Source organism: Tropicimonas sediminicola (assembly GCF_900188335.1).
In the GTDB taxonomy this organism is placed as follows: Bacteria; Pseudomonadota; Alphaproteobacteria; order Rhodobacterales; family Rhodobacteraceae; genus Tropicimonas; species Tropicimonas sediminicola.
The window spans coordinates 479,720-500,863 of sequence record NZ_FZOY01000004.1 but is presented as its reverse complement, the minus strand read 5'-3'; the positions used below and the strand labels follow the sequence as shown (position 1 = coordinate 500,863).

Below are 21,144 nucleotides of genomic sequence, written 5' to 3'. Positions count from 1 at the left end.
GCTATACGAGGAGCACGTTTGCCAAGGCGACGGTCATGCCCAGACTGGCCGACTTTTGCTCCGCCCAGTGGTCGGTTTTTGCGCCGCCGTTGACAGGTCCTGTGGGACGAGGCCGTTTCGGCACCGCCGGGAATGTCCATCGCGACCGCGGACAAGATCTGCATGGAAGAGGGCCGTCGCCGGGCCGGCAGGTAAGCGGTCTGCCGTTGTGCGGGGCTGAGGGGGCTGGCGAAGGCCGGCGGTTCCTGCTTTATGCCCGCCAGATCCCGTGCCGCAGGAGCCTCGCATGTATGTCACCACGCTGCTGACCAATCCCGAACGGCCCCGCCTCGAGCCGGCGGCCATCGAGGCGCTGCGCAATGCCTGGGGCGGTGGAGCGGCGGTCTGGCTGGCGCCCGGGGCGGCGGCGGAGTTCCCGATGGAGGCGCTGCCCGAGAACCGCTGGCAGGTCTGGGAGGACATGCAGGTGCTTGGCATCGACCTCGTGGTGCAGCCCGCCGAAGGGCGGCGCAAGCGGATGCTGCTGGCCGACATGGACAGCACCATGATCGGCCAGGAATGCATCGACGAGTTGGCCGACGAGGCCGGCGTCGGCGCACGCGTGAAGGAGATCACCGCGCGGGCGATGAATGGTGAACTCGATTTCGAAGGCGCGCTGCGCGAGCGCGTGGGACTGCTCAAGGGACTGCCGGAGAGCGTGATCGCCAAGGTACTGTCCGAGCGCATCACCTTCACACCGGGTGGCCGCCAACTGATCGCAACGATGAAGGCCAATGGCGGCTATGCCGCGCTTGTCTCCGGCGGTTTCACCGCCTTCACCGCGCAGGTCGCAGCCGGGCTCGGTTTTGACGAGCACCGGGCCAACACCCTGCTGGTCGAGAACGGCGTGCTGACGGGCGTGCCATCCGAGCCGATCCTCGGGCGGGAGGCCAAGGTGACAGCGCTCAGGGAGATCACAGCCCGGCTCGGCATCACGGCCGCCGATGTGCTCGCGGTGGGGGACGGGGCCAACGACCTCGGCATGCTCGAACTCGCGGGGGCCGGCGTGGCGCTCCACGCCAAGCCGAGCGTCGCGGCGCAATGCGACATCCGCATCAACCACGGCGACCTCACGGCGCTGCTGTTCATCCAGGGATACTCGGTCGACGAGTTCGTCGAGGTCTGAGGATCGGCTGAAATTCACCGTAACGTTAATTAACATTTGCGTTAATAATGGAATCGGCGCAGGCTGGTTGCATGACACCGCTGCCCGAGACCTTTGCCGCCCTGGCCGACGACACCCGCTTCGCCATCGTCGAGCGTCTTCTGACCGAGGGCGCACGCACCGCTGGTGAATTGTCGGAGGTCGCGCCGATCTCCGCGCCGGCAATCTCGCGCCATCTCAAGGTGCTCCGCGAGGCCGGTGTCATCGATCAGCGGGTGCAGGGCACGAAACGCATCTATTCCGTGAACCCCGAGGCGCTGCGGGCCATTTCCGCCTGGACGATTTCGCATCGGGCCTTCTGGGAGGGCAGCCTCAACCGGCTCGAGCAGGCATTGCAGAGCAAGGAGGAGATCTGATGGAAACGCTTGAAGACGTCCGGCTGGAACGGGTCTTCCCGGTCAGTGCCGAGACCCTGTACCGCTATGTCAGCTCGCCCGAAGGCCTGGCCCGATGGTGGGGCCCCGATGGCATGACGGTTCCGGAACATGCGCTGGATTTCACCCGCAAGGGGCCTTGGTTCTCGGTGATGGAGAACGGGGAGGGGCAGCGCTTCAAGGTCTCGGGGCATGTCACCCATGTCGACCCGCCGAAGTCGGTGGGCTTCACCTGGGCCTGGCATGATGACCAGGGTCGGCGCGGCGCCGAAAGCCACGTTACCTTCACCGTGACCGAAACCGACCGCGGCGCGCATCTGGTGATCGACCATCTCGGCCTGCCAGACGCCGAAGCCGCGGAAAACCATACGAGGGGCTGGACCTCGTCGCTCGTCAAGCTGGAGCGGCTGGCCGTCTGAAAGCCATTTCCCCGCATCTCAACAGGAAAGGAAACCGGGATGCCAAAGTATTTATTTGCCTATCATGGCGGGAAGAAACCCGAGACCGAGGAGGAAGGCGCCAGGGTCATGGCCGAATGGACGGCCTGGTTCGAGGCGATGGGCGACGCGGTCGTCGACGGGGGCAACCCGGTGGGCCAGTCCTGGACGGTGCATTCCAAGGGCGTGGACGACAACGGCGGCGCCAATCCGATCTCCGGTTACACGCTGATCCAGGCCCCGGACATGCCGGCCGCGATCGCTCACGCCAGGGGCTGCCCGATGGTCAAGGATGGCAGCGGGACGGTCGAGGTGGCGGAAACCTTCGACATGTGACCACGGTCGGCCCTGTGCCGGAGCACGGCGAGGGCCGTCACCTTGCCGCCTTACGCCGGCCATACCCGTCCGCCAGGTTGAGCCGGGGCGAGTAACCGGGAGCCGGCGATGGTTGGACGAATGGCGGGAGTGCTTGCGTGGATATGCTGGGTCGCTGCCCTGCTGACGGTTCTGTTCGGATTCAGCCTGCCTGATCCCGAGGCCGGTTTAGCCGCGCTCGGCCTGTGGGTGGCGGTCGTGCTCATGGCCTCGCCCTTCCTGATCGCGGGCACGGTGCTGAGCCTGATTTCCGCGATGCTCCGCAGGCGCGCCTTGCGCAGAGAGGCCAGCGCGCGCGCCTGACGCGCCGCCCGGCCCCTCCGGCGGGGTCCTCTGTCAATCAAACAGGCCCGGCACCGGACGCATCTGCCCCGTATCGAGCCCCCGTCGGCTGAGCAGCCGCGGGTTGCGGAGCCGTTGCGCCACCGGGTGCTCCGGGCTGAGGACGCCTAGGCGCACCAGGATCGCGGTGATGACGCATTCGCTGGCGCGGGTCGTTCCGTCCTCGACCTTGAGCGCCACGCCGATCTGCCGTTCCGGCAGGATCGCGATGTAGAACCCCTCCGCCCCGGTCTTGACCACGCCCGCGCCGCCGAGCGTGCGGGTCAGATCGGTGCAGGCCCGGCCCTCGCCGGCGATCAGCGCCGGATGCGCCATCATCGCCTGCACCAGCCGCGCCTGCGCGCCTTGCCGGCGCCCTCGGCCCTCTCGCGCCGCCGCGTAGCCCGCCATCGCCCGGCCAATGCCGGCGAGGCTGGCGGCGAAGTTCGGGGCAGAGCAGCCGTCGATGCCGAAGCCGGGGCAGGTCTCTCCGGTGACCTCCTCCCAGGCCGCCCGGACGGCCAGCTGCACCGGATGGTCGGGTTCGGTGTATTCCGGCCCCGCCCCAATGTGCCGGTTCAGCGTCAGGAACCCGCAATGCTTGCCGGAGCAGTTGTTGTGCACCTGGCAGGGGCTTTCGTCGGAGCAGAGCAGGCGCTTGTGCTCGGCCGGGTCTTCGGGGTCCTGCGGGCCGCAGCGCAGGTCGCTGTCTGTCAGCCCGAGATCCGCAAGCCAGCGCTCCGCCCGACCGGTGTGGATCGCCGCCCCACTGTGGCTGGCGCAGGCGAGCGCGAGCTGTTCGGTAGTCAGCCCGGCAGCATCGGCGGCCCCGCTCTCCAGCAGCGGCAGCGCCTGCACCATCTTGGCCGAGGATCGCGGCAGAACGATCTTGTCGGCGTCTCCCCAGGCCTCGATGACGGCGCCCGAACCGTCGCAGATCACCGCATGTCCGCGGTGCACGGACTCGCGGATGTCTCCGCGCCAGAGTTCAACCAGTTCCACGGCGCTCATTTCGTCTCTTCTCCCGGCAAATTTCCGCCGTCAGGGCTTCACCCTCCCGGCACATCTGCGTTACCATGCAAAACAGCAGGTTGAAATTCCATCCGCTTTCCGAAGAGTCCATCAAGGGCCAAGAGCGGCTAGTGTGAGGCAGAGACAGCTGGAGGCTGCAGACAGATGAAATCCTGGATCACGACCGGACTGGCGGCCGGTGCACTCGTTCTTTCGGGGGCCGTTGCCGGTGCGCAGGAATCCTCGAACCGGGTCGCCGCCAAGACCGACTGGAGCGTGTTCGTCGAGGAAAACCCGACGGAATGCTGGGGCGTGTCCTCGCCCAAGGAAACCGTGAACAGCCGCGATGGCAAGCCGGTCTCGGTGCAACGCGGGGATATCCTGCTGTTCGTCACCTTCCGTCCGGGTGCGGGTGCGGCGGGCGAGGTGTCCTTTACCGGCGGCTATCCCTTTGCCGGGGGCTCGACCGTGACGGTCGAGGTGGGCGACAGCAGCTTCGAGCTGTTCACCGAGGGCGAATGGGCCTGGCCGGCATCGCCGGAGGACGACGCCAAGCTGGTGACGGCGCTGAAGCGCGGTGCGGAAGCCAAGCTGACCGCACGTTCCAGCCGCGGGACACGAACCGAGGATACCTTCTCGCTGATGGGGTTCACCGCGGCGATGGAAGAGGCCGAGCAGCGCTGCGCCCAGTAGGGCGCGACGCCTGATCCCGAAATCGCTGACGGCCGGCGGACCGGCCGCGCAGATCATAGATTGTCCTCGACGCGGAAGCCGTCGGGGATGCCTTTCGCGTGGCCGTCCAGGATCAGGTCGGCCATCACCTGGGCCACCTTGGGCGCCATCCCGAAACCGATCTTGAAACCGCCATTGGCGACGAAGTGGCCGGGCCGCCCGGGCCAGGGGCCCAGCATCGGCGCCCGGCTTCGCGCTCGCGGCCGCAGCCCGGCCCATCTCGCGATCACCGGCGCATCGGCCAGGGCCGGGCAGGCGGCCCGCGCCCGCGCCACGACCTCGTCGATCTGGCAGTCCACCGTGTCGGGAGCGTCGAACTCCCGCTCGGTGGTGGAGCCGATCGCGAGGGTGCCATCGGCATGCGGGATCGCGTGGACGCCGCCGGCGAGGTATTGCGGCGCATCGGGGCGGTCGAGCTTCAGAAGCGCGGCCTGCCCCTTGATCGGCGTGCCGACCGTCTTGCCCAGATCTTTGCCCAGGGCGGCCAGCCCCCAATGCCCGGTCGCCCAGAGCACCGGCCCTGCGTCTTCTGCCTCGCCGATCACCACCTCGCCCCCGGCGGCTTCGATCGCGGCCACCAGCGCGGCAGCGGCCTGCCGCGGATGGAGCCGTGCGGTCAGCGTGTCATGGATCAGCCAGCCGGTTGGGCTCAGCGGCGCCCAGTCGCCGAAGCCCTCGGCCGGCACCACGCGCCACTCGGCCTTGCCCTGCCAGAGCGTCTCGGCCTCCACCCCGCGCTCCCGCGCTCGTTCGAGTCCGGCGGAATTCTCCACCGGCTGGAGCCGGCCGCTGCGCAGGTAGCCCGGATCGCGGCCCGACGCCTCGGCCACCCCCGCCCAGAACGCCCCGGCCATGACAAGGCTTTCGAACTGGAACTGCTTCTTCGGATTCCAGTTCTCCGGCACATGCGGCGCCAGCGCGCCCACCAGCCCGCCGGAGGAGCCGGCGCCGATCCGCTCCCGTTCGATCAGACGGACTTTCGCCCCGCGGCGGGCCATTTCCCAGGCACAGGCGAGGCCGAAGATTCCGCCCCCCCGCACCGTGCAGTCGATCCTTGCCAAGGTCTCACCTCTCGCCCATTGTCCGCGCGCTTGAAGAGGGGTCTAGACCAGGTGCAGCAGAGTGACCAGAAAGACGGGTTGATCTGGCGGGACGGCAATGTGCCGGTCTCCGCACGGTTCGACGATCCCTATTACTCGCTCGACGACGGGCTGGCGGAGACCAGCCACGTCTTTCTCGACGGCAACGACCTTCCGGCGCGGCTGTGGCCAGGCTTCCAGGTGGCCGAACTCGGCGTCGGCACCGGGCTGAACCTGCTGGCGCTGGCCGATTGCGCGGCGCGGGCCGGGGTGGACGGGGTCCGCTATGTCGGGTTCGAGGCCTTCCCGCTGGAGGCCGGCGACCTCGCCCGCGCGCTGGCGCCCTTCTCCGGGCTCGAGGCCTTCCGCGAACCGCTGCTCGCCGCCTGGGATCCCGCCGGGTTCGAATCCCGCATCGGTCCGGTCTCGGCGGTGATGATCCGGGGCGACGCGCGCGACACTCTCCCGGCCTGGCAAGGCGCGGCCGATGCCTGGTTTCTCGACGGCTTCGCCCCGGCGCGGAACCCCGAACTCTGGCAGGACGACCTGATGGCGGAGGTCGGGCGCCGCACCGCCCCGGGTGGCAGTTTTGCGACCTACACCGCCGCCGGCGCTGTCCGGCGTGCACTCGCCGCGGCCGGTTTCACGGTGGAGCGGCGGGCGGGGTACGGGCGCAAGCGGCACATGAGCTCCGGGAGGATGCCGGCATGACCGCGGGCACCGACAACAACCGCCTCGGCATCATGCTGATGATCCTCACGACCTTCGTCTTTGCCATGCAGGACGGGATTTCGCGGCATCTGGCGGCCGAGTACAACGTCTTCATGGTGGTGATGATCCGCTACTGGTTCTTCGCTGCCTTCGTGCTGACCCTCGCCCGGCAGCGCTCCGGCTCAATCGTGACCGCGGCGCGGACGACGCAGCCGCTGCTGCAGATTGGACGCGGCGTCCTGCTGGCGCTGGAGATCTGCGTCGCGATCCAGGCCTTCGTGTATCTCGGGCTGGTGGAAAGCCACGCGATCTTCGCCTGCTACCCGCTGATGATCGCCGCGCTCTCCGGCCCGATCCTGGGGGAAAGGGTCGGCTGGCGCCGCTGGGCCGCGATCGGCGTGGGCTTTGTCGGCATCCTCGTGATCCTGCAGCCGGGGCGGGCGGTGTTCTCGCCCTATGCGCTGGTGGCGCTCGCCTCGGCGCTGCTCTTTGCCCTGTACGGGCTGATGACCCGCTACGCCGCCCGGCGCGACACCAGCGCCACGAGCTTCTTCTGGACCGGCGTGTCCGGCGCCGTGGTGATGACGATCGTCGGCGCCTCGCACTGGCAGCCGATGGCCTCCGGGGATTGGGCCTGGATGGGCCTTCTGTGCCTGACGGGGGCCTCCGGGCACTGGCTGCTGATCCGCGTCTACGAAGTCGCCGAGGCCAGCGCCGTGCAGCCATTCGCCTATTTCCAGCTGGTCTTCGCCAGCGCCCTCGGCGTCCTGGCCTTCGGCGAGACGATTCGCCCGAATGTGCTGGTCGGCGGCATGATCGTGATTTCGGCCGGGCTGTTCACCCTCTGGCGTCAACGCCGCGCCAGCTAATGTTGCGAGCCATGAGAGCGGGGCGCTCCCGCCCCCGGAGCTGCGCCGCAAGCGGCTTGTCCGGCGTTGGGCCGGGCCGCGCCTTCGGCGCGGCAGCTGCGCCTGGCCCGGGGTCTGCGCCAGCACGCCGAAGGCGTGCCCGGCCCAACGCTTTCCTGCCCCGCAAGGGGCCGGAAAGGGGCGGGAGCGCCACCGGATCGGTCAGCCGTTGCGAAGGAAGTCGATAACCTTGGGCGGGGCATCGCCGGTCTCGCCCGACAGGCGGGCGCGGTAGATCAGGATACTTTCCGTCACGCGCATCACGTAGTTGCGGGTTTCTCGGAACGGGATGTGCTCGATCCAGTCGATCACGTCCACCTCCTCCGACCGCGGATCGCCGAAGCGCGACACCCAGTCGAGCGAGCGCCCCGGCCCGGCGTTGTAGCCCACGGAGACCAGCACCGGGGCCGGGCCGAACACCTCGATCAGCCCGGCGAGATAGGTCGAGCCCAGCGTCACGTTGTAGGTCGGATCTCCGGTCAGCCCGTCGCGGTCGTAGGGGATCTTCAGCTCCGCCGCCACGTCGCGGGCTGTGCCCGGCATCAGCTGCATAAGCCCACGAGCGCCTGCGGGGCTCACGACCCGAGGGTCGAACTCGCTCTCCCTTCGCGCAATCGACAGTGCGAGGGCCTTCGACACGGGCAGGTCGCGTTCCATCAGCGGGCTGAGCGGGTAATAGGCGGCCGGGAGCACCATCCCGCCTTCCGCCGCGCGCTTGGCGATCATCAGCGCGATGTGCGTCTCGCCCAGCTCCAGCATCAGGTTCGCCAGCGTGCCGGCTTCCTCTCGCGGCAGCCCTTCGACCAGATGCGACAGGAAGCGCTCCGCCAGTGGGTCGTCGCCGGCGTCGAGCAGCAGGAGACCGGCGGTCAGGACCGAGCTCTGGCGCAGCGGGCTGTCTTCGAGCTTCGGGAAGACCTCGCGGCCCGACAGGGTGGGATCGAAGGGCAAACCGCCGGCCTCGGCGGCCAGCAACCCGTAATAGCTCGACTGGTAGAGCGCCCCGTCCGCATAGGCCGCGCTCGCGCCCGCCGTGTCGCCAAGCGCCTCCAGCGCGCGCCCGCGCCAGTAGCCGGCGCGGCCAAGGCTGATCGGCGTCTGCACCCCCGCGGCGAGCCGGTCGAAGTGGAACAGCGCCAGTTCCGGGTCGCCGAGCTTCCTGAGCGCGATATAGCCGGCCAGCCATTCCAGGTCCGCGAAGTTCCCGCCTTCCACGAGGAAATGCTGGCTGGCGAGCGAATAGGCCGCGACCGCCTCGCCGTCCCGCATCAGCTGCCGTGCGTAGATCCGTCGCCAGTTCGCCCAGTGCTCCGGTCGCCCGAGCGACTCCGGTGCGATCGAGCGCTCGACCATCAACGCGATGGCGTCCTCGCTGCGCCCCTTGCGAACCCGCCAGTTGAACCGTTCATAGGCCAGCCCGGCATCCCCGGCGAGCGCCTCCGGCACGGCCTCGATCCGGCTGTCGACCCCGGGCGCCTGCGCCGCCAGCGCCAGGCGGGCCTCCGCGAGCTTCTGCCAACCTTCGGGGACGAATTGCAGCATCCGCCGCGCGGCGGTCTCCTCGCCGCGCCAGAGCAGGTCGTCGAGCCGCGCCGTGTGGTGCTCCGACAGCAGCGCGCGATAAAGGCCGAGCAGGCTGGTCTCGATCTCGGGCGACAGGGTGCGGGTGCGCCAGGCCATGACCGCGATCGCCTCGGCGTCGCCGGCATGCCCGAGGGCGCGATGCGCCTCGACCAGCCGCAACACGCCGGTGCCGGTCTCGGGCAGGCGCTCGCCGAAATAGGCCACGACCTCGGCCGGGTCGGCATCCTCCGGGATCGACCCCTCGCCGCGGGTCTGCAGCAGGTCGAGCCCAGGCCAGTCGGGCCTGCGCGCGAGGAAATCGCGATAGGCGTCGAACGGGGCCTGTCCGCCCTGCCGCAGCCGGTGCCATTCGATGATGTCGCGCCCCTCGTCGCCGGCCGGCCGCACGGCGACGGCCGCGCCGCGCCAGTTGCCGGTGCGCATCTGCTGCAGGGCATCGGCAAGCGCCGCGCCCTGCGCCGACGGCGCAGCATCGACCTGAAGCGGCAGCATCAGGAAGAGGAGCATCAGAGAGACGAATCGCAAGGTATCTGCCCGGTTGTTCTTGTCGGTCCGAATTCGATCGCACCGACCCTAAAGGACATGTATCTCGCCGCAACTCACAAACTTGGCAATTCCCTTTCGGCCATATAGGGTCCGCCGCGTTTTGACGATGAGCGACTCGGGCTGCGGCCCGGTCAGGCGCGCCGCGGCGCGGGAAACGGAGGAAATCATGTTCAAAGGCTCAATTCCCGCTCTGGTCACTCCGTTCAAGGACGGCAAGGTGGACGCGGAAACGCTTGATGCGCTGATCGAATGGCACATCGCAGAGGGCAGCAGCGGCTTCGTTCCGGTGGGAACCACCGGCGAAAGCCCGACCCTCAGCCATGCCGAGCACGGCGAAGTGGTGGCGCGCGTGGTGCAGGCCGCCGCCGGCCGGGTTCCGGTGATTGCCGGCGCGGGGTCGAACAACACGGCCGAGGGCATCAACCTGATCCGCCACGCGGAAACCGTGGGCGCCGATGCGGCGCTGGTGGTCACGCCCTATTACAACAAGCCGACGCAGGAGGGCCTCTACGCCCACTTCAAGGCGATGCACGACGCCAGCAACCTGCCGATCATCATCTACAACATCCCCGGCCGTTCGGTCGTGGACATGTCGCCCGCGACCATGGGCCGGCTCGCCGAGCTTCCCCGAATCGTCGGGGTGAAGGACGCCACCGGCGACATCACCCGGGTCAGCAAGCAGCGCCAGACCTGCGGGCCGGATTTTATCCAGCTTTCGGGCGAGGACGCCTCCGCGCTCGGGTTCAACGCGCATGGCGGCGTCGGCTGCATCTCGGTCACCGCCAACGTCGCGCCGAAGCTTTGCGCCGAGTTCCAGGCCGCGACGCTGGCCGGCGACTACGCCAAGGCGCTGGAATACCAGGACCGGCTGATGCCGCTGCACACGGCGATCTTCCTCGAGCCTGGGCTGGCGGGCGCAAAATACGGCCTGTCGCTGCTCGGCAAGTGCTCCGAAGACGTGCGCCTGCCGCTGGTCGGGCTCACCGACGGCACCAAGGCGGCGATCCGCGACGCGATGGAATTCGCAGGCCTCCTCGACTGAGGCCGGCGCTGGAGAGGGGACGGCAGGATGGCCCCTTTCAGCGGTGGATGCCTCTGCGGCGAAGTCCGCTTCGTGGCCAGAGGCCGGCCGGATCGGGTCGGCCTGTGCCATTGCCTCGATTGCCGCAAGCACCACGGCGCGCTATTCTACGCCGCCGCGATCTTCTCCGCGCAGGCCGTTACCGTGCAGGGCGAGACCCGGAGCTACGCTGGGCGGCATTTCTGCCCGCGCTGCGGCGCCTCGGTCTTCGCGTGCAGCGGTGACGAGATCCAACTGCAGCTCGCGGCGCTCGACGACACCGCCGGCCTTGTCCCCGATTACGAATGCTGGGCGGTTCGGCGCGAGGCCTGGCTGCCGCCCTTCCCGTTTCAGAGCTTCGAGCGGGACCGGGAGGAACCCGAGGGCTAGGCCCGCGGCCTAGCCGATATCGAGCCAGAGCTTGCCATTGCGATATCCGCCCCGGATCAGGTGGCCGGGCTCCCGGATCTCGGGGTGATCGAAGGCCCAGTCGCGGAACTGGTCGTTCGACACCACCCGCGCGCCCAGATCGCGCGCCACTTCCAGCAGGATCGGATCGGCCGGCGTCCCCTTGTCGACCACGATCACGTTGTCCCTGGGCAGGGAAAGGCGCCGCGCCAGCGCCCGCTCGTCGAGATACTTTCCCGCAAGTTTGTAGCCGGCATTGGCGTCGAACACGACGCCGGCCTTGAAGCCCCGGTCGGAAAGGTGCCGAATGACCTCGCGAAGCGTGTCCATCTGCGGGGTCTCGTCCCGCCAGTGCATGACGTTCGAGCCGTCGATCACCACCGGCCCGGCCGGTGCGCGCGGCCCCTCGCGCCAGCGCCGCAACCCGGTGCTGAGCAGCAGCCAGAGGCTCGCCAGGGTCGCGGGAACGGCAAGCAGGAACAGATCCGCCAGGTCCGCGAAGAGATAGGACACGGCGAGCATGGAAACGGAAAGCGCAAACAGGATGAACGGTAATATCATGGCCTTAGACTAGGTCCGCCGCCCGTTGCCGTCATCCGGATTTTGACTGAGGCGTCAAGGTGCATGGCGCTATGCGGCACGCCTGCCATAGCGCTTGGAAGTTGCCGGTAAAGCGCCTATATCCGCCCTCCATGGCTAAACCGAAGGACAACCCGAATTACAAGGTGATCGCCGAGAACCGGCGGGCGCGGTATGACTATGCGATCGAGGACGATCTCGAATGTGGCATCATGCTCACCGGCTCCGAGGTGAAGAGCCTGCGCACCACCTCCGCCAACATCGCCGAGAGTTACGCGGCGGTGGAGGACGGCGAGTTGTGGCTGGTGAACAGCTACATCGCCCCCTACGACCGCGCCATGTTCGGCCACGAGGAGCGGCGGCGGCGCAAGCTGCTGGTCTCCCGCAAGGAACTGTCGCGGCTCTGGAACGACACGCAGCGCAAGGGCATGACGCTGGTGCCGCTGGTGCTCTACTTCAACCACAAGGGCATCGCGAAGCTGAAGATCGGCATCGCCAAAGGCAAGAAGACCCAGGACAAGCGCGCCACCGAGGCCAAGCGCGACTGGAACCGCCAGAAGCAGCGCCTGCTCCGCCACGGCGGCTGAGTCGCGCACCCGCCTTGTTAGGCTTGCGTCCCGCCCCGGCGGCGGGTAGCCCTTTCGGACAAGATGCTTGCGTGGAGGGCCGGATGGGCAGAGACGATCCGAAAACGCTTGTCAGCACCGACTGGCTGGCAGCCCACCTGAACGATCCCGACCTGCGGGTGCTGGACGCGTCGTGGTACCTGCCGGCGATGAACCGCGACGCCAGGGCGGAATATGACGCCGGCCACATTCCGGGCGCGCGCTTCTTCGACATCGACGAGATCAGCGATCTGCGCTCGGACCTGCCGCACATGGTGCCGCCGACAGAGAAATTCATCAGCCGGATGCGCAAGCTCGGGGTGGGCGACGGTCACCAGGTCGTCGTCTACGACGGTATGGGGCTGTTCTCGGCCGCGCGGGTCTGGTGGCTGTTCCGCCTGATGGGGCATTTCGACATCGCGGTGCTCGACGGCGGCTTCCCGAAATGGCAGCGCGAGGAACGCCCGGTGGAGGACGTGCCGCCGCTGATGCGGGACCGGCACATCACCGTGCGGCGCCAGTCGGACATGATCAAGGACGTGACCCAGGTCGCCCAGGCCGTGAAGCTCAAGGACTGGCAGATCGTCGACGCGCGCGGCCCCGGCCGGTTCCGTGGCGAGGAGACGGAGCCGCGGCCCGGGCTGCGCCCCGGACATATTCCCGGCTCGCTGAACGTCCATTGGGAGACGCTGACCAACGAGGACGGCACGGTGAAATCCGATGCCGAGCTGCGGAGCCTGTTTGCCGAGGCTGGCGTGGATCTCGACCGTCCGATCATCACCACCTGCGGCTCCGGCGTGACCGCGGCCGCGCTCACGCTCGCCCTGACCCTGCTCGGCCACGGGCGCAACGCGCTCTATGACGGCTCCTGGGCGGAATGGGGCATGTATCCGGATCTGAAGGTAGAGATCGGATGAGCCTGACCCCCGCCGGAACCGAGATCTCCTACACCGTCACCTGGCTCGAGATGACCAAGCGGCCGACTTTCGGCTGGCCTCACCAGCCCGTCGGCGCGCCCTCGGCGCTGCTGAAGGCGGACACGCCTCCGGCCTGGTTCTTTCTCGGCCTCTACGATGCGGTCGGCCGGGACTATGCCTGGGAGGACATGCACGACCGCAGCGAGGAGGAACTGGCCGAGTGGCTGGCGAGCGACAGTACCTCGCTCTACACGCTGATGCGCCAAGGCTGGCCGCACGGGTTCTTCATGCTCGACCATCGCAAGCCGGGCATCTGCGACCTCGCCTATTTCGGCCTTGTGCCGCAGGCGATCGGCCGTGGCCTCGGGCGCTTCCTGCTGGAAAGCGCCGTGCTGACCGGGTGGGACATTCCGGGCGTCGAGAAGATGACGGTCAACACCAATACGCTCGACCATCCGCGCGCCCTCGGGCTCTACCAGCGGATGGGTTTCGAGGCGGTGCGGCGGACCGATCACACCCGGGTTCTGAAGCGGGCGCATGACGCCGGCCGTATCCCGGACTGACCCGGACCATGTTCAAGGATCATCGGGCCCCGGCGCCTGACCCCATTCTGGGCGTGATGCAGGCCTTCGCCGAAGACATGCGCGACGGCAAGATCGACCTGGGCGTCGGTGTCTACCGGACGGCCGACGGGCGCACGCCGGTGATGCAGGCGGTCAAGGCCGCGGAGCGGGCGCTGCTCGAAAGCCAGGAGACCAAGGGCTACGTCGCGCTGTCCGGCGATCCTGCCTTCCATGCCGCCATGCGCGATCTCGTCCTGGGGGGGGTCGTCCCGTCCGACCGTGTCGCGGCGCTGGCGACCCCGGGCGGCACCGGTGCGGTGCGGCAGGCGTTTGAACTGGTGCGCCGTGTCCGGCCCGAGGCAATTGTCTGGACGCCGTCGCCGACCTGGCCGAACCACCTCGCCATTCTCGACGGGCTCGGCATGAAGCGCCGCAGCTACCGCCATTACGACGCGGAGACCGGCGGCCTGGATCGCGAGGGCATGCGGGCCGATCTCGCGGAGGTGGCGGCGGGCGATCTCGTGCTTCTGCACGGCTGTTGCCACAACCCCACCGGCGCCGACCTGGCGCCGGACGACTGGCGCGACATCGCGCTTTTGCTTGCCGAGCGTGGGGCCGTGCCGATGGTGGATCTGGCCTATCTCGGTTTCGGCGACGGGCTGGAGCAGGATGCGGCCGGTTTGCGGCTGATGGCCGGGGCGCTGCCGGAAATGCTGATCGCCATCTCGGGTTCCAAGAACTTCGGGCTCTACCGGGAGCGCGTCGGCCTCGTGCTCGCGCTCTGCGACGGGCCGGGCGCGGCGGCTGCGGTGCGGGGCACGCTGGCCTGGCTCAACCGCCAATCCTATGCCTTCCCGCCCGACCATGGCGCGCGGGTGGTGACGACGATCCTGACCGACCCGGCGCTGCGCGCGCTTTGGGAGGAGGAGCTGACCGGGATGCGGGAACGGATCGATGGCATGCGGCGCGGGCTCGCCGATGCGCTGCGGGAGGCGTCCGGATCGGACCGCTTCGGCCACCTGGCCGGCCATCGCGGCATGTTCTCGCTGCTGCCGGCCACGCCGGAGCAGGTGGAGACCCTGCGCCGCGAACATGCGCTCTACATGATCGGCGACGGGCGGATCAACGTGGCCGGCCTGACGCCGGAAACCCTCGCCCCGGCCGCGCGCGCGATCGCCACCGTGCTGCGCTGAGCCTCGCCCGGGCGGGCTTGCGGCGCGTTCCCTTCAGATCTTTCTTCCAACTGGGTCACTGATGGCGCGGATGGTGCCCTGCGGCACCTTCACGTCGGCGGGAATCGCTCATGAGGGGTGCGCAAAGAAAAAGCCCCGGGCGCTGTCGCGTCCGGGGCCAGGGTCGGGCTGACTGGAAGGGAGGTCAGCCTTTTGCGAACTCGGGGTAGGCTTCCATGCCCAGCTCGGCGGTGTCGAGACCGGTGATCTCGTCCTCGGCCGGCACCCGGATGCCCATGGTCATCTTGAGGATGTACCAGACCACCGCGGAGACGACGAAGACGAACACGCCGACGATCACGATCGAGATCAGCTGGCCGCCAAGGGTCGCATCGGGGTTGGTCAGAACGACCGCGAGCGTGCCCCAGATGCCGCAGACGAGGTGCACCGGGATGGCGCCGACAACGTCGTCGATCTTGAACTTGTCGAGCAGCGGCACGGTGAAGACGATCAGCACGCCACCCACGGCACCGATCAGCGTCGCAGCCCCGAGGGAGGGGGTCAGCGGCTCGGCGGTGATCGACACCAGACCGGCCAGGGCGCCGTTGAGCACCATGGTGAGGTCGACCTTGCCGTACATGACCTGGGTCATGATCAGCGCGGCGATCGCGCCACCGGCAGCGGCGGTGTTGGTGTTGGCGAAGATGCGGCTGACGTCGGCGGCATCACCCACGGTGCCGATGGCGAGCTGGGAGGCGCCGTTGAAGCCGAACCAGCCGAGCCACAGGATGAACGTGCCGAGCGTGGCGAGGGCCAGGTTGGAGCCCGGGTAGGGATGCACGCGGCCGTCCTTGTACTTGCCGATACGCGGGCCGAGGATCAGCGCGCCTGCAAGAGCGGCCCAGCCACCCACGGAGTGCACCACGGTCGAACCGGCGAAGTCGAGGAAGCCGTACTGGCTGTCGAGGAAGCCGCCGCCCCACTTCCAGGAGGCCTGGATCGGGTAGATGAACGCGGTCAGAACGATCGTGAAGATCAGGAAGGGCCACAGCTTGATGCGCTCGGCCAGGGTGCCGGAGACGATGGAGGCGGTGGTGGCGCAGAACATCAGCTGAAAGAAGAAGTCCGAGCCGGTGGAGGCGTAGCCGTAGTCGTCGGCGGCGTCGCGGGTGATCCCCACGGCTTCCAGAACGGCCGGGCCGAAGGCGCCGAGGTAGCCGCCGGTCTCGTCAGAGCCGATCGACCAGTTGCCCAGCGGGTACATCAGGTTGTAGCCGACCAGGTAGTAGAAGATCGCGGCGAGCGAGAAGAGCGCCACGTTCTTGGTGAGCTGCATGGTGACGTTCTTCTGGCGCACCAGGCCGGCCTCGAGCATGGAGAAGCCCGCGGCCATCCACATCACGAGGAAGCCGCCGATGAGGAAGAGCAGCGTGTTGAAGATGAAGATGCTGTCGGTCGAGGCGTCGACCCCCGGAACCGGCGCGTCCTGCGCGAGGGCCACCGTCGGCAGCGCAACAGCGGCCGCAGCGATGGCAGGAATGAACTTCTTGAGCGTCATGTCTTTTTCTTTTCCCCTGTAGGACCCGGGCTCTCAGAGCGCGTCGTCATTGATTTCGCCGGTCCGCACGCGGACGGCCTGGTTCACGTCGAGAACGAAGATCTTGCCGTCGCCGATCTTGTCGGTCTTGGCGGTCTTCTGGATCGTCTCGACCACCTGGTCGGCCATCGCGGCGTTGACCACGATTTCCAGCTTGACCTTGGGCACGAAATTCACGGCGTATTCCGCACCGCGATAGATCTCGGTGTGTCCCGACTGCGAGCCGAACCCCTTGATCTCGGTAACCATCATGCCGCGGACGCCGATGGCGGTGAGCGCTTCGCGCACCTCCTCGAGCTTGAACGGCTTGATTGCTGCAATGATGAGTTTCACTTTGCTCCCCTTCCGCTTGGCCGGGGGGAGGTCCCCGGCGGGTCTACGCAGGCAGACAGCCGATGGAACGGGGCAGGTTCAAGAAATCCGTGGCCGGATCCGCGGGCAGATTCCGGATATTTTGCACAATATTTGCACAATGGAGCGGTGCTGCATAATTTTTAAGCGATCTCAAGACGCGCCATCGGCACGTCCGCTCTCCCAATTGATTGCCATTCGGGGTATCAACTCGGAAAAACGAGCAGGTAAACGGTCCAGAGGCTCCCATGAGCTCCAAAGGCGGAAAGCGCCCGGTCCTTCGGGCCGACAAGCGCCCCACAAAGGCTACATCGCGCGGCACAACGGCAAAAAAACCGGCCGCGAGCGCCAGCAAGGTCAGCAAGCGCAAGGCTGCACCGCGCAAATCGCGGCGCGTCGGCGCGACCGCACGTCCGCGCGGTCCGATCGGCTGGTTGCGCCGACTCATCGGCTTTGTCCTTGGCCTGATCTGGAGCCTGACCTGGCGCAGCGCGGCCGTGGTCGGCCTCGTGCTCGGCGGGGCGGTGCTGTATTTCTATGCACAACTGCCGCCTTTCACCGACCTGATCGACGGGCGCACCCGCGGCTCCGTGACCCTGATGGATCGGGAGGGCGATGTCTTTGCCTGGCGCGGCGAGCAGTTCGGCTCGATCACCGACATCAACCAGGTCTCCCCGAACGTGAAGAACGCCGTGGTGGCCACCGAGGACCGTCGCTTCTACTGGCACCTCGGCGTCAGCCCGCGCGGCGTGGCCTCCGCCATCCGGATCAACCTGTCCGAGGGGCGCAGCGCGCTGTCAGGCCACGGCGGCTCGACGCTGACCCAGCAGACCGCCAAGCTGCTATGCCTCGGCGTTCCCTATGATGCCAGCGTCTGGAAGACCGAGGCCGCCTACGAGGACGACTGCCGGCGCACGACGATCTGGCGCAAGGTCAAGGAGGCCATCTACGCGATGGCCATGGAGGCGAAGTACACCAAGGACGAGATCCTGGTGATCTACCTCAACCGGGCCTACCTCGGCGCCTCCGCCCGCGGATTCGAAGCCGCCGCGCAGCGCTATTTCGGCGTTCCGGCCTCGCAGCTCGACCCCGGTCAGGCGGCGATGCTGGCGGGCCTGCTCAAGGCGCCGACCCGTTACGCCCCGACCAACAACCTGCAACGTGCCCAGGACCGTGCCGACACGGTGATCAAGCTGATGTACGATCAGGGCTACATCACCGCGGCGGAGCGGGACCGTGCCTGGGACCGGCCGGCGACGTTGAGCGCCGCGGCCGAATCCAACACCGGCGGCTATTTCGCCGACTGGGTCATGGACACCGGTCCGAACTTCCTGACCCGCGACACCACCGAGGACGTGCTGCTCTTCACCACCATCGACCAGCGGATCCAGAAGGCGGCCGAAGGCGCGATGCGCGATGTCTTCGAGAGCAAGCTGAAGGAGGGTTCCGAAGCTCAGGCCGCGATCGTTGTGATGTCGGCCGACGGGGCGGTGCGGGCCATGGTCGGCGGGCGCGAGACGCAGGTTTCGGGCGCCTTCAACCGCGCCACGATGGCCAAGCGGCAGACCGGCTCCTCGTTCAAGCCCTTCGTCTATGCCGCCGCAATGGACCTTGGCTATACGCCGCTGGCCACCGTGGTCGACGAACCCTACTGCATCAACGTGCCCGGATCGGGCGACTACTGCCCCAAGAACTACAGCCGCGAATTCAAGGGCCGTGTCACACTGAGCGACGCCCTGAAGGAATCGCTCAACATCCCGGCGGTGAAGGTCTCCGAGGCGGTCGGCCGCGAGAACGTGCGCAAGATCGCCACCGAGTTCGGAATCGACAATGCGCTGGCCAACGGCCCCGCGCTGGCGCTCGGCGTTTCCGAATCGACCCTCGTGGAAATGACCGGCGCCTATGCCGGTATTCTGAACGGCGGCCGCTCGGTGACGCCCTACGGGCTGAACGAGCTGCGCCTGCAGGGGGAGAACGAGACGCTGATGGGGCAGGGCGGCGGTTTCGGCGAGCGGGTGATCTCGGAACAGGCGGCGCGCTACCTCGTCTACATGATGAGCCAGGTGATCGACGGCGGCACCGGCCAGCGCGCCAAGCTGGGCGACCGCCCGGCCGCCGGCAAGACCGGCACCACGCAGGCCGCGCGCGATGCCTGGTTCATCGGCTTCACCGCCGATTACGTCGCCGGGGTCTGGATGGGCTATGACGACAACACGCCGCTCAGCGGTGTGACGGGTGGCGGCCTGCCGGCGGACATCTGGCGCGAGACCATGCTGCGCGTCCACGAGGGCGTGCCGATCTCGCCGTTGCCGATGGATGTGCCCCAGGCCCCCGCGGGCGTCGCGGCGCCGCAATACCAGGGCAACACCACCACCGCGAACAGCAACGGCGCCGGACGCCAGCAGGCACCCGCCCAGGCCGAGCAGAAGGACAACCTCGCCGAGCGGGTGCTGCAGGACGTGCTCGGCAACCTGTTCGGCCGCCGGAACTGAGATCGCGCTTTGCCGGGGTGACGATCCGGTGCAGGCTGCGGCCTGACGGATCAGGGGATTGCACCATGCCCGCAGAAAACCACCGGAGCCGCGCCGAACTTGGCGCGGCCTTGCCGCATATCCTGGCCGGCCCGAAGGACGCGGGGCGGCTCGACATGATCGTCGTGCGTCCGGAAAAGGGCGCGCGCCTCTCGCCGGCGACGGTCGGGATCAGCGCCAAGGGCGGCGTCGACGGCGATCACTGGGCCAAGGGGTGCTGGAAGACCACCGCGGACGGGGCCCCGCATCCGGACGTGCAGATCTGCATCATGCCGTCCCGCTGCATCGAGGCCATCGCCGGCGACCGGGAGAGCTGGCCGCCCGCCGGGGACAACCTGTTCATCGACATGGATCTCACGCCGGAGAACACGCCACCGGGCACGAGGCTGGCCATCGGCAGCGCCGAGATCGTGATCACCGAGGAGCCGCATACCGGCTGCCAGCAGTTCATCGAGCGGTACGGCCGGGATGCCTGTGTCTTCGTGAATACCGGGCCGGGCAAGCAGCACCGCCTGCGCGGCATCTATGCCCGCGTCACCCGTGACGGGGTGGTCTCGGTCGGCGACAGGGTGCGCAAGCTCGGCTGAGCCGACCCCATGCCGGCGTCAGCTCAGGGACTGGAGATCCTGGGTCAGCGCGTCGATCCGGCCGCCGCGACGGTCCAGCATGGCGCCGATCTCGGTGCGTTCGGTGAGCAGCATGTTCACGCCCTCGATGAACATGTTGAAGAACTTCGCGCTGCCGGAGCGATCCGAGACGAGGAAGGTCACCTCGAACGGGTCCTCCCCGCGCAGGTAGGCGATGGTCTTCACCTCGATGAAGCTCTTCACCGGCTTGGATCCCTGCACCTCGAGCCGTCCGCCGATGAACTCGCGGAACCGCTTGCCGTACTTGCGGGAGATGTAGCCGGTGTAGGCCTTGGTATAGGCATTGATCTGCGCCGAACTGGCAGAACGCGCCGCGGCGCCCAGCGAGTAGCGGGCGATGGTCGGCACGTCGGCGTAGCGCAGGAAGATCTTCTCGAAATCGCGGTACATCGAGCTCTCGGACTTGCCCGAGGCGATCACCTTGTTGATGTCGTTGACTGCGGCCGTGACCAGCTGCTCCGCGCTGCCGGCGCTCAGCGCCAGGGCCGGTGCGCCCGGCACGGCCGCCAGAGCGACGCCCCCGAGAAGCATCCCCAGCACCTTGCGCCGGGTGGGTTCACTCGCCAGTGCCAGAGATGTCGTCGCCATAGATATCCTCGTAGGGGTCAAAATAGTCTTCTTCTGCAACTTCGCCGCGCCCAAGCTCGAAGCGGCGGTTCTGGAGGTAGATCAGCCGGGTCTGGGCGTAGCTGTCGGCCGAGTCGTAGAGAACGGAATCCACCGTCTCGGAATACCGCAGCCGGTCTGTCGCCTCGCCGGCCCAGGTGAAACCGTTGGCGACGAGGTTCTGCGGCCACGGGAACAGATACCACAGCGGATTGCCCGCGAAGTCCACCGCCATTCCCACGGTGTCACGCCGAGTTGAGGGGCCGATCACCGGCAGCTCCTGGTAGGGACCCTCGGGCACGCCCCAGACGTGCAGCGTCTCGCCGAAATCGGTGTCGATCTCGGGCAGGCCGGCGGCGCGGGCCACGTCGAACAGGCCGAACACGCCGATGGTGGAATTGATGCCGAGCCGCAAGGTGTTGTGCGCCGCATCGCCCGGGCGCACCTGCAGCAGGCTGTTGGCGATGCGCCGCGGGTTGTCGAGGTTGGCGCCGAAGTTGGCGACCATGATCAGCAGCGGCCCGGGCCCCTCCAGCGGCGCCTCTTCCGCGGCGACCACCGTGCTGTCGTCCACCGCCGCGGGCGCGTCGCCCACGACCGGCGCCGGGCTCTCGGCCTCCGGCCCGCCGCCCAGCACGCGCTCGTCGAGCCGCTTGTTGAACTCGTGGACCTCGCGATTGCTGGCCTCGTTGGGATCGTTGATGCCGCTGGGGATCGCCGCCGGGCCGCATCCCGCCGGAACCAGCAGGAGACCGGACAAAGCGATTGCACTCAGACGGCGGGGAAAATATCCGGTGTGAAACTTCATTGGAATTATCAAACGCTT

The 21,144-nt window shown here is 68.0% G+C and carries 24 protein-coding genes; 16 read left to right on the top strand and 8 right to left on the bottom strand.

What is annotated here, in order from left to right; genetic code table 11:
- The first annotated feature begins 286 nt into the window (after nt 1-286).
- From serB to CHB86_RS13470, 5 genes are all read left to right on the top strand, one after another.
- Nucleotides 287-1,165 carry a phosphoserine phosphatase SerB gene (gene serB / locus CHB86_RS13490; protein ID WP_089233564.1) on the top strand — a complete coding sequence of 293 codons (879 nt, stop codon included), beginning with the start codon at nt 287-289 and terminating at the stop codon, nt 1,163-1,165.
- 71 nt (nt 1,166-1,236) lie between these two features.
- Nucleotides 1,237-1,560: an ArsR/SmtB family transcription factor gene (locus CHB86_RS13485; protein WP_089233563.1), complete on the top strand. Its 324-nt coding sequence runs from the start codon at nt 1,237-1,239 to the stop codon at nt 1,558-1,560.
- Complete coding sequence (locus tag CHB86_RS13480) at nt 1,560-1,997, top strand: SRPBCC family protein (RefSeq protein ID WP_089233562.1); 438 nt, start codon at nt 1,560-1,562, stop codon at nt 1,995-1,997. Before CHB86_RS13485 ends, CHB86_RS13480 begins: the two co-directional genes overlap by 1 nt.
- Before the next feature lie 39 nt (nt 1,998-2,036).
- Complete coding sequence (locus CHB86_RS13475) at nt 2,037-2,351, top strand: YciI family protein (RefSeq protein ID WP_089233561.1); 315 nt, start codon at nt 2,037-2,039, stop codon at nt 2,349-2,351.
- A gap of 108 nt (nt 2,352-2,459) precedes the next feature.
- Nucleotides 2,460-2,693, top strand: a complete 234-nt coding sequence (locus CHB86_RS13470; protein ID WP_089233560.1) for a hypothetical protein — start codon at nt 2,460-2,462, stop codon at nt 2,691-2,693.
- A gap of 33 nt (nt 2,694-2,726) precedes the next feature.
- Here CHB86_RS13470 and CHB86_RS13465 read toward each other — a convergent pair whose 3' ends face one another.
- Nucleotides 2,727-3,722 carry an asparaginase gene (locus CHB86_RS13465; RefSeq protein WP_089233559.1) on the bottom strand — a complete coding sequence of 332 codons (996 nt, stop codon included), beginning with the start codon at nt 3,720-3,722 and terminating at the stop codon, nt 2,727-2,729.
- Nucleotides 3,723-3,887: 165 nt separating this feature from the next.
- Here CHB86_RS13465 and CHB86_RS13460 point away from each other — a divergent pair, with 165 nt between their 5' ends.
- Nucleotides 3,888-4,415 carry an invasion associated locus B family protein gene (locus tag CHB86_RS13460; RefSeq protein ID WP_089233558.1) on the top strand — a complete coding sequence of 176 codons (528 nt, stop codon included), beginning with the start codon at nt 3,888-3,890 and terminating at the stop codon, nt 4,413-4,415.
- Nucleotides 4,416-4,468: 53 nt separating this feature from the next.
- On the opposite strand, the gene CHB86_RS13455 is transcribed toward CHB86_RS13460, so the two are convergent.
- Entirely contained in the window at nt 4,469-5,515 is a 1,047-nt protein-coding gene (locus CHB86_RS13455; RefSeq protein WP_089233557.1) for an NAD(P)/FAD-dependent oxidoreductase, read from the bottom strand.
- 51 nt (nt 5,516-5,566) lie between these two features.
- Between CHB86_RS13455 and mnmC2 the strand changes: the two genes are divergently transcribed.
- Both mnmC2 and CHB86_RS13445 read left to right on the top strand, forming a co-directional pair.
- Nucleotides 5,567-6,244, top strand: coding sequence for a tRNA (5-methylaminomethyl-2-thiouridine)(34)-methyltransferase MnmC2 (gene mnmC2 / locus CHB86_RS13450; RefSeq protein WP_245837955.1), 678 nt, complete (start codon nt 5,567-5,569; stop codon nt 6,242-6,244).
- Nucleotides 6,241-7,113, top strand: a complete 873-nt coding sequence (locus tag CHB86_RS13445) for a DMT family transporter (RefSeq protein ID WP_089233556.1) — start codon at nt 6,241-6,243, stop codon at nt 7,111-7,113. Before mnmC2 ends, CHB86_RS13445 begins: the two co-directional genes overlap by 4 nt.
- A 201-nt stretch (nt 7,114-7,314) precedes the next feature.
- Here the strand turns inward: CHB86_RS13445 and CHB86_RS13440 are convergent, their stop codons facing one another.
- Nucleotides 7,315-9,261 carry a lytic transglycosylase domain-containing protein gene (locus tag CHB86_RS13440; RefSeq protein ID WP_176442868.1) on the bottom strand — a complete coding sequence of 649 codons (1,947 nt, stop codon included), beginning with the start codon at nt 9,259-9,261 and terminating at the stop codon, nt 7,315-7,317.
- Between the two features lie 187 nt (nt 9,262-9,448).
- On the opposite strand from CHB86_RS13440, the gene dapA reads away from it, so the two are divergent.
- Together dapA and CHB86_RS13430 are read left to right on the top strand one after the other, a co-directional pair.
- Entirely contained in the window at nt 9,449-10,324 is an 876-nt protein-coding gene (gene dapA / locus CHB86_RS13435) for a 4-hydroxy-tetrahydrodipicolinate synthase (protein ID WP_089233554.1), read from the top strand.
- A gap of 27 nt (nt 10,325-10,351) precedes the next feature.
- Nucleotides 10,352-10,732, top strand: coding sequence for a GFA family protein (locus CHB86_RS13430; RefSeq protein ID WP_089233553.1), 381 nt, complete (start codon nt 10,352-10,354; stop codon nt 10,730-10,732).
- A 9-nt stretch (nt 10,733-10,741) separates the two neighbouring features.
- On the opposite strand, the gene CHB86_RS13425 is transcribed toward CHB86_RS13430, so the two are convergent.
- Complete coding sequence (locus tag CHB86_RS13425; RefSeq protein ID WP_089233552.1) at nt 10,742-11,311, bottom strand: NYN domain-containing protein; 570 nt, start codon at nt 11,309-11,311, stop codon at nt 10,742-10,744.
- 131 nt (nt 11,312-11,442) lie between these two features.
- Here CHB86_RS13425 and smpB point away from each other — a divergent pair, with 131 nt between their 5' ends.
- The 4 genes from smpB (at nt 11,443) to CHB86_RS13405 (ending at nt 14,607) form a co-directional block, all read left to right on the top strand.
- Nucleotides 11,443-11,916, top strand: coding sequence for an SsrA-binding protein SmpB (gene smpB, locus CHB86_RS13420; protein WP_089233551.1), 474 nt, complete (start codon nt 11,443-11,445; stop codon nt 11,914-11,916).
- A gap of 83 nt (nt 11,917-11,999) precedes the next feature.
- Nucleotides 12,000-12,851, top strand: a complete 852-nt coding sequence (sseA, locus tag CHB86_RS13415) for a 3-mercaptopyruvate sulfurtransferase (protein ID WP_089233550.1) — start codon at nt 12,000-12,002, stop codon at nt 12,849-12,851.
- Nucleotides 12,848-13,414, top strand: a complete 567-nt coding sequence (locus tag CHB86_RS13410; protein ID WP_089233549.1) for a GNAT family N-acetyltransferase — start codon at nt 12,848-12,850, stop codon at nt 13,412-13,414. Before sseA ends, CHB86_RS13410 begins: the two co-directional genes overlap by 4 nt.
- 8 nt (nt 13,415-13,422) lie before the next feature.
- Entirely contained in the window at nt 13,423-14,607 is a 1,185-nt protein-coding gene (locus CHB86_RS13405; protein WP_089233548.1) for an amino acid aminotransferase, read from the top strand.
- A gap of 184 nt (nt 14,608-14,791) precedes the next feature.
- Here CHB86_RS13405 and CHB86_RS13400 read toward each other — a convergent pair whose 3' ends face one another.
- Nucleotides 14,792-16,144 carry an ammonium transporter gene (locus CHB86_RS13400; protein ID WP_089233547.1) on the bottom strand — a complete coding sequence of 451 codons (1,353 nt, stop codon included), beginning with the start codon at nt 16,142-16,144 and terminating at the stop codon, nt 14,792-14,794.
- Between the two features lie 33 nt (nt 16,145-16,177).
- Nucleotides 16,178-16,516 carry a P-II family nitrogen regulator gene (locus CHB86_RS13395; protein ID WP_089233546.1) on the bottom strand — a complete coding sequence of 113 codons (339 nt, stop codon included), beginning with the start codon at nt 16,514-16,516 and terminating at the stop codon, nt 16,178-16,180.
- A gap of 266 nt (nt 16,517-16,782) precedes the next feature.
- Here CHB86_RS13395 and CHB86_RS13390 point away from each other — a divergent pair, with 266 nt between their 5' ends.
- Both CHB86_RS13390 and CHB86_RS13385 read left to right on the top strand, forming a co-directional pair.
- Nucleotides 16,783-19,026 (top strand): transglycosylase domain-containing protein, encoded by a 2,244-nt coding sequence (locus CHB86_RS13390; RefSeq protein WP_089233545.1) that lies wholly within the window; start codon nt 16,783-16,785, stop codon nt 19,024-19,026.
- 65 nt (nt 19,027-19,091) lie between these two features.
- Nucleotides 19,092-19,652 (top strand): MOSC domain-containing protein, encoded by a 561-nt coding sequence (locus CHB86_RS13385; protein ID WP_217898306.1) that lies wholly within the window; start codon nt 19,092-19,094, stop codon nt 19,650-19,652.
- A gap of 18 nt (nt 19,653-19,670) precedes the next feature.
- On the opposite strand, the gene CHB86_RS13380 is transcribed toward CHB86_RS13385, so the two are convergent.
- Together CHB86_RS13380 and CHB86_RS13375 are read right to left on the bottom strand one after the other, a co-directional pair.
- On the bottom strand, nt 19,671-20,300 hold the full coding sequence (locus CHB86_RS13380; protein WP_425445424.1) for an MlaC/ttg2D family ABC transporter substrate-binding protein: 630 nt from the start codon (nt 20,298-20,300) through the stop codon (nt 19,671-19,673).
- A complete protein-coding gene (locus CHB86_RS13375; protein ID WP_089233544.1) occupies nt 20,269-21,126 on the bottom strand; it encodes an MlaA family lipoprotein in 858 nt (285 codons plus the stop codon). Before CHB86_RS13375 ends, CHB86_RS13380 begins: the two co-directional genes overlap by 32 nt.
- Nucleotides 21,127-21,144: the final 18 nt, after the last annotated feature.

Excerpts from the sequence above, each read along its gene's own strand:
- CHB86_RS13375 (WP_089233544.1), bottom strand. The coding sequence starts at position 21,126 with ATGAAGTTTCACACCGGATATTTTCCCCGCCGTCTGAGTGCAATCGCT.
- CHB86_RS13405 (WP_089233548.1), top strand. The coding sequence starts at position 13,423 with ATGTTCAAGGATCATCGGGCCCCGGCGCCTGACCCCATTCTGGGCGTG.
- CHB86_RS13465 (WP_089233559.1), bottom strand. The coding sequence starts at position 3,722 with ATGAGCGCCGTGGAACTGGTTGAACTCTGGCGCGGAGACATCCGCGAG.
- CHB86_RS13470 (WP_089233560.1), top strand. The coding sequence starts at position 2,460 with ATGGTTGGACGAATGGCGGGAGTGCTTGCGTGGATATGCTGGGTCGCT.
- CHB86_RS13460 (WP_089233558.1), top strand. The coding sequence starts at position 3,888 with ATGAAATCCTGGATCACGACCGGACTGGCGGCCGGTGCACTCGTTCTT.
- CHB86_RS13475 (WP_089233561.1), top strand. The coding sequence starts at position 2,037 with ATGCCAAAGTATTTATTTGCCTATCATGGCGGGAAGAAACCCGAGACC.
- CHB86_RS13385 (WP_217898306.1), top strand. The coding sequence starts at position 19,092 with ATGCCCGCAGAAAACCACCGGAGCCGCGCCGAACTTGGCGCGGCCTTG.
- CHB86_RS13380 (WP_425445424.1), bottom strand. The coding sequence starts at position 20,300 with ATGGCGACGACATCTCTGGCACTGGCGAGTGAACCCACCCGGCGCAAG.
- CHB86_RS13390 (WP_089233545.1), top strand. The coding sequence starts at position 16,783 with ATGAGCTCCAAAGGCGGAAAGCGCCCGGTCCTTCGGGCCGACAAGCGC.
- CHB86_RS13480 (WP_089233562.1), top strand. The coding sequence starts at position 1,560 with ATGGAAACGCTTGAAGACGTCCGGCTGGAACGGGTCTTCCCGGTCAGT.
- CHB86_RS13400 (WP_089233547.1), bottom strand. The coding sequence starts at position 16,144 with ATGACGCTCAAGAAGTTCATTCCTGCCATCGCTGCGGCCGCTGTTGCG.
- CHB86_RS13485 (WP_089233563.1), top strand. The coding sequence starts at position 1,237 with ATGACACCGCTGCCCGAGACCTTTGCCGCCCTGGCCGACGACACCCGC.
- smpB (WP_089233551.1), top strand. The coding sequence starts at position 11,443 with ATGGCTAAACCGAAGGACAACCCGAATTACAAGGTGATCGCCGAGAAC.
- sseA (WP_089233550.1), top strand. The coding sequence starts at position 12,000 with ATGGGCAGAGACGATCCGAAAACGCTTGTCAGCACCGACTGGCTGGCA.
- CHB86_RS13410 (WP_089233549.1), top strand. The coding sequence starts at position 12,848 with ATGAGCCTGACCCCCGCCGGAACCGAGATCTCCTACACCGTCACCTGG.
- CHB86_RS13425 (WP_089233552.1), bottom strand. The coding sequence starts at position 11,311 with ATGATATTACCGTTCATCCTGTTTGCGCTTTCCGTTTCCATGCTCGCC.
- serB (WP_089233564.1), top strand. The coding sequence starts at position 287 with ATGTATGTCACCACGCTGCTGACCAATCCCGAACGGCCCCGCCTCGAG.
- dapA (WP_089233554.1), top strand. The coding sequence starts at position 9,449 with ATGTTCAAAGGCTCAATTCCCGCTCTGGTCACTCCGTTCAAGGACGGC.
- CHB86_RS13430 (WP_089233553.1), top strand. The coding sequence starts at position 10,352 with ATGGCCCCTTTCAGCGGTGGATGCCTCTGCGGCGAAGTCCGCTTCGTG.
- CHB86_RS13445 (WP_089233556.1), top strand. The coding sequence starts at position 6,241 with ATGACCGCGGGCACCGACAACAACCGCCTCGGCATCATGCTGATGATC.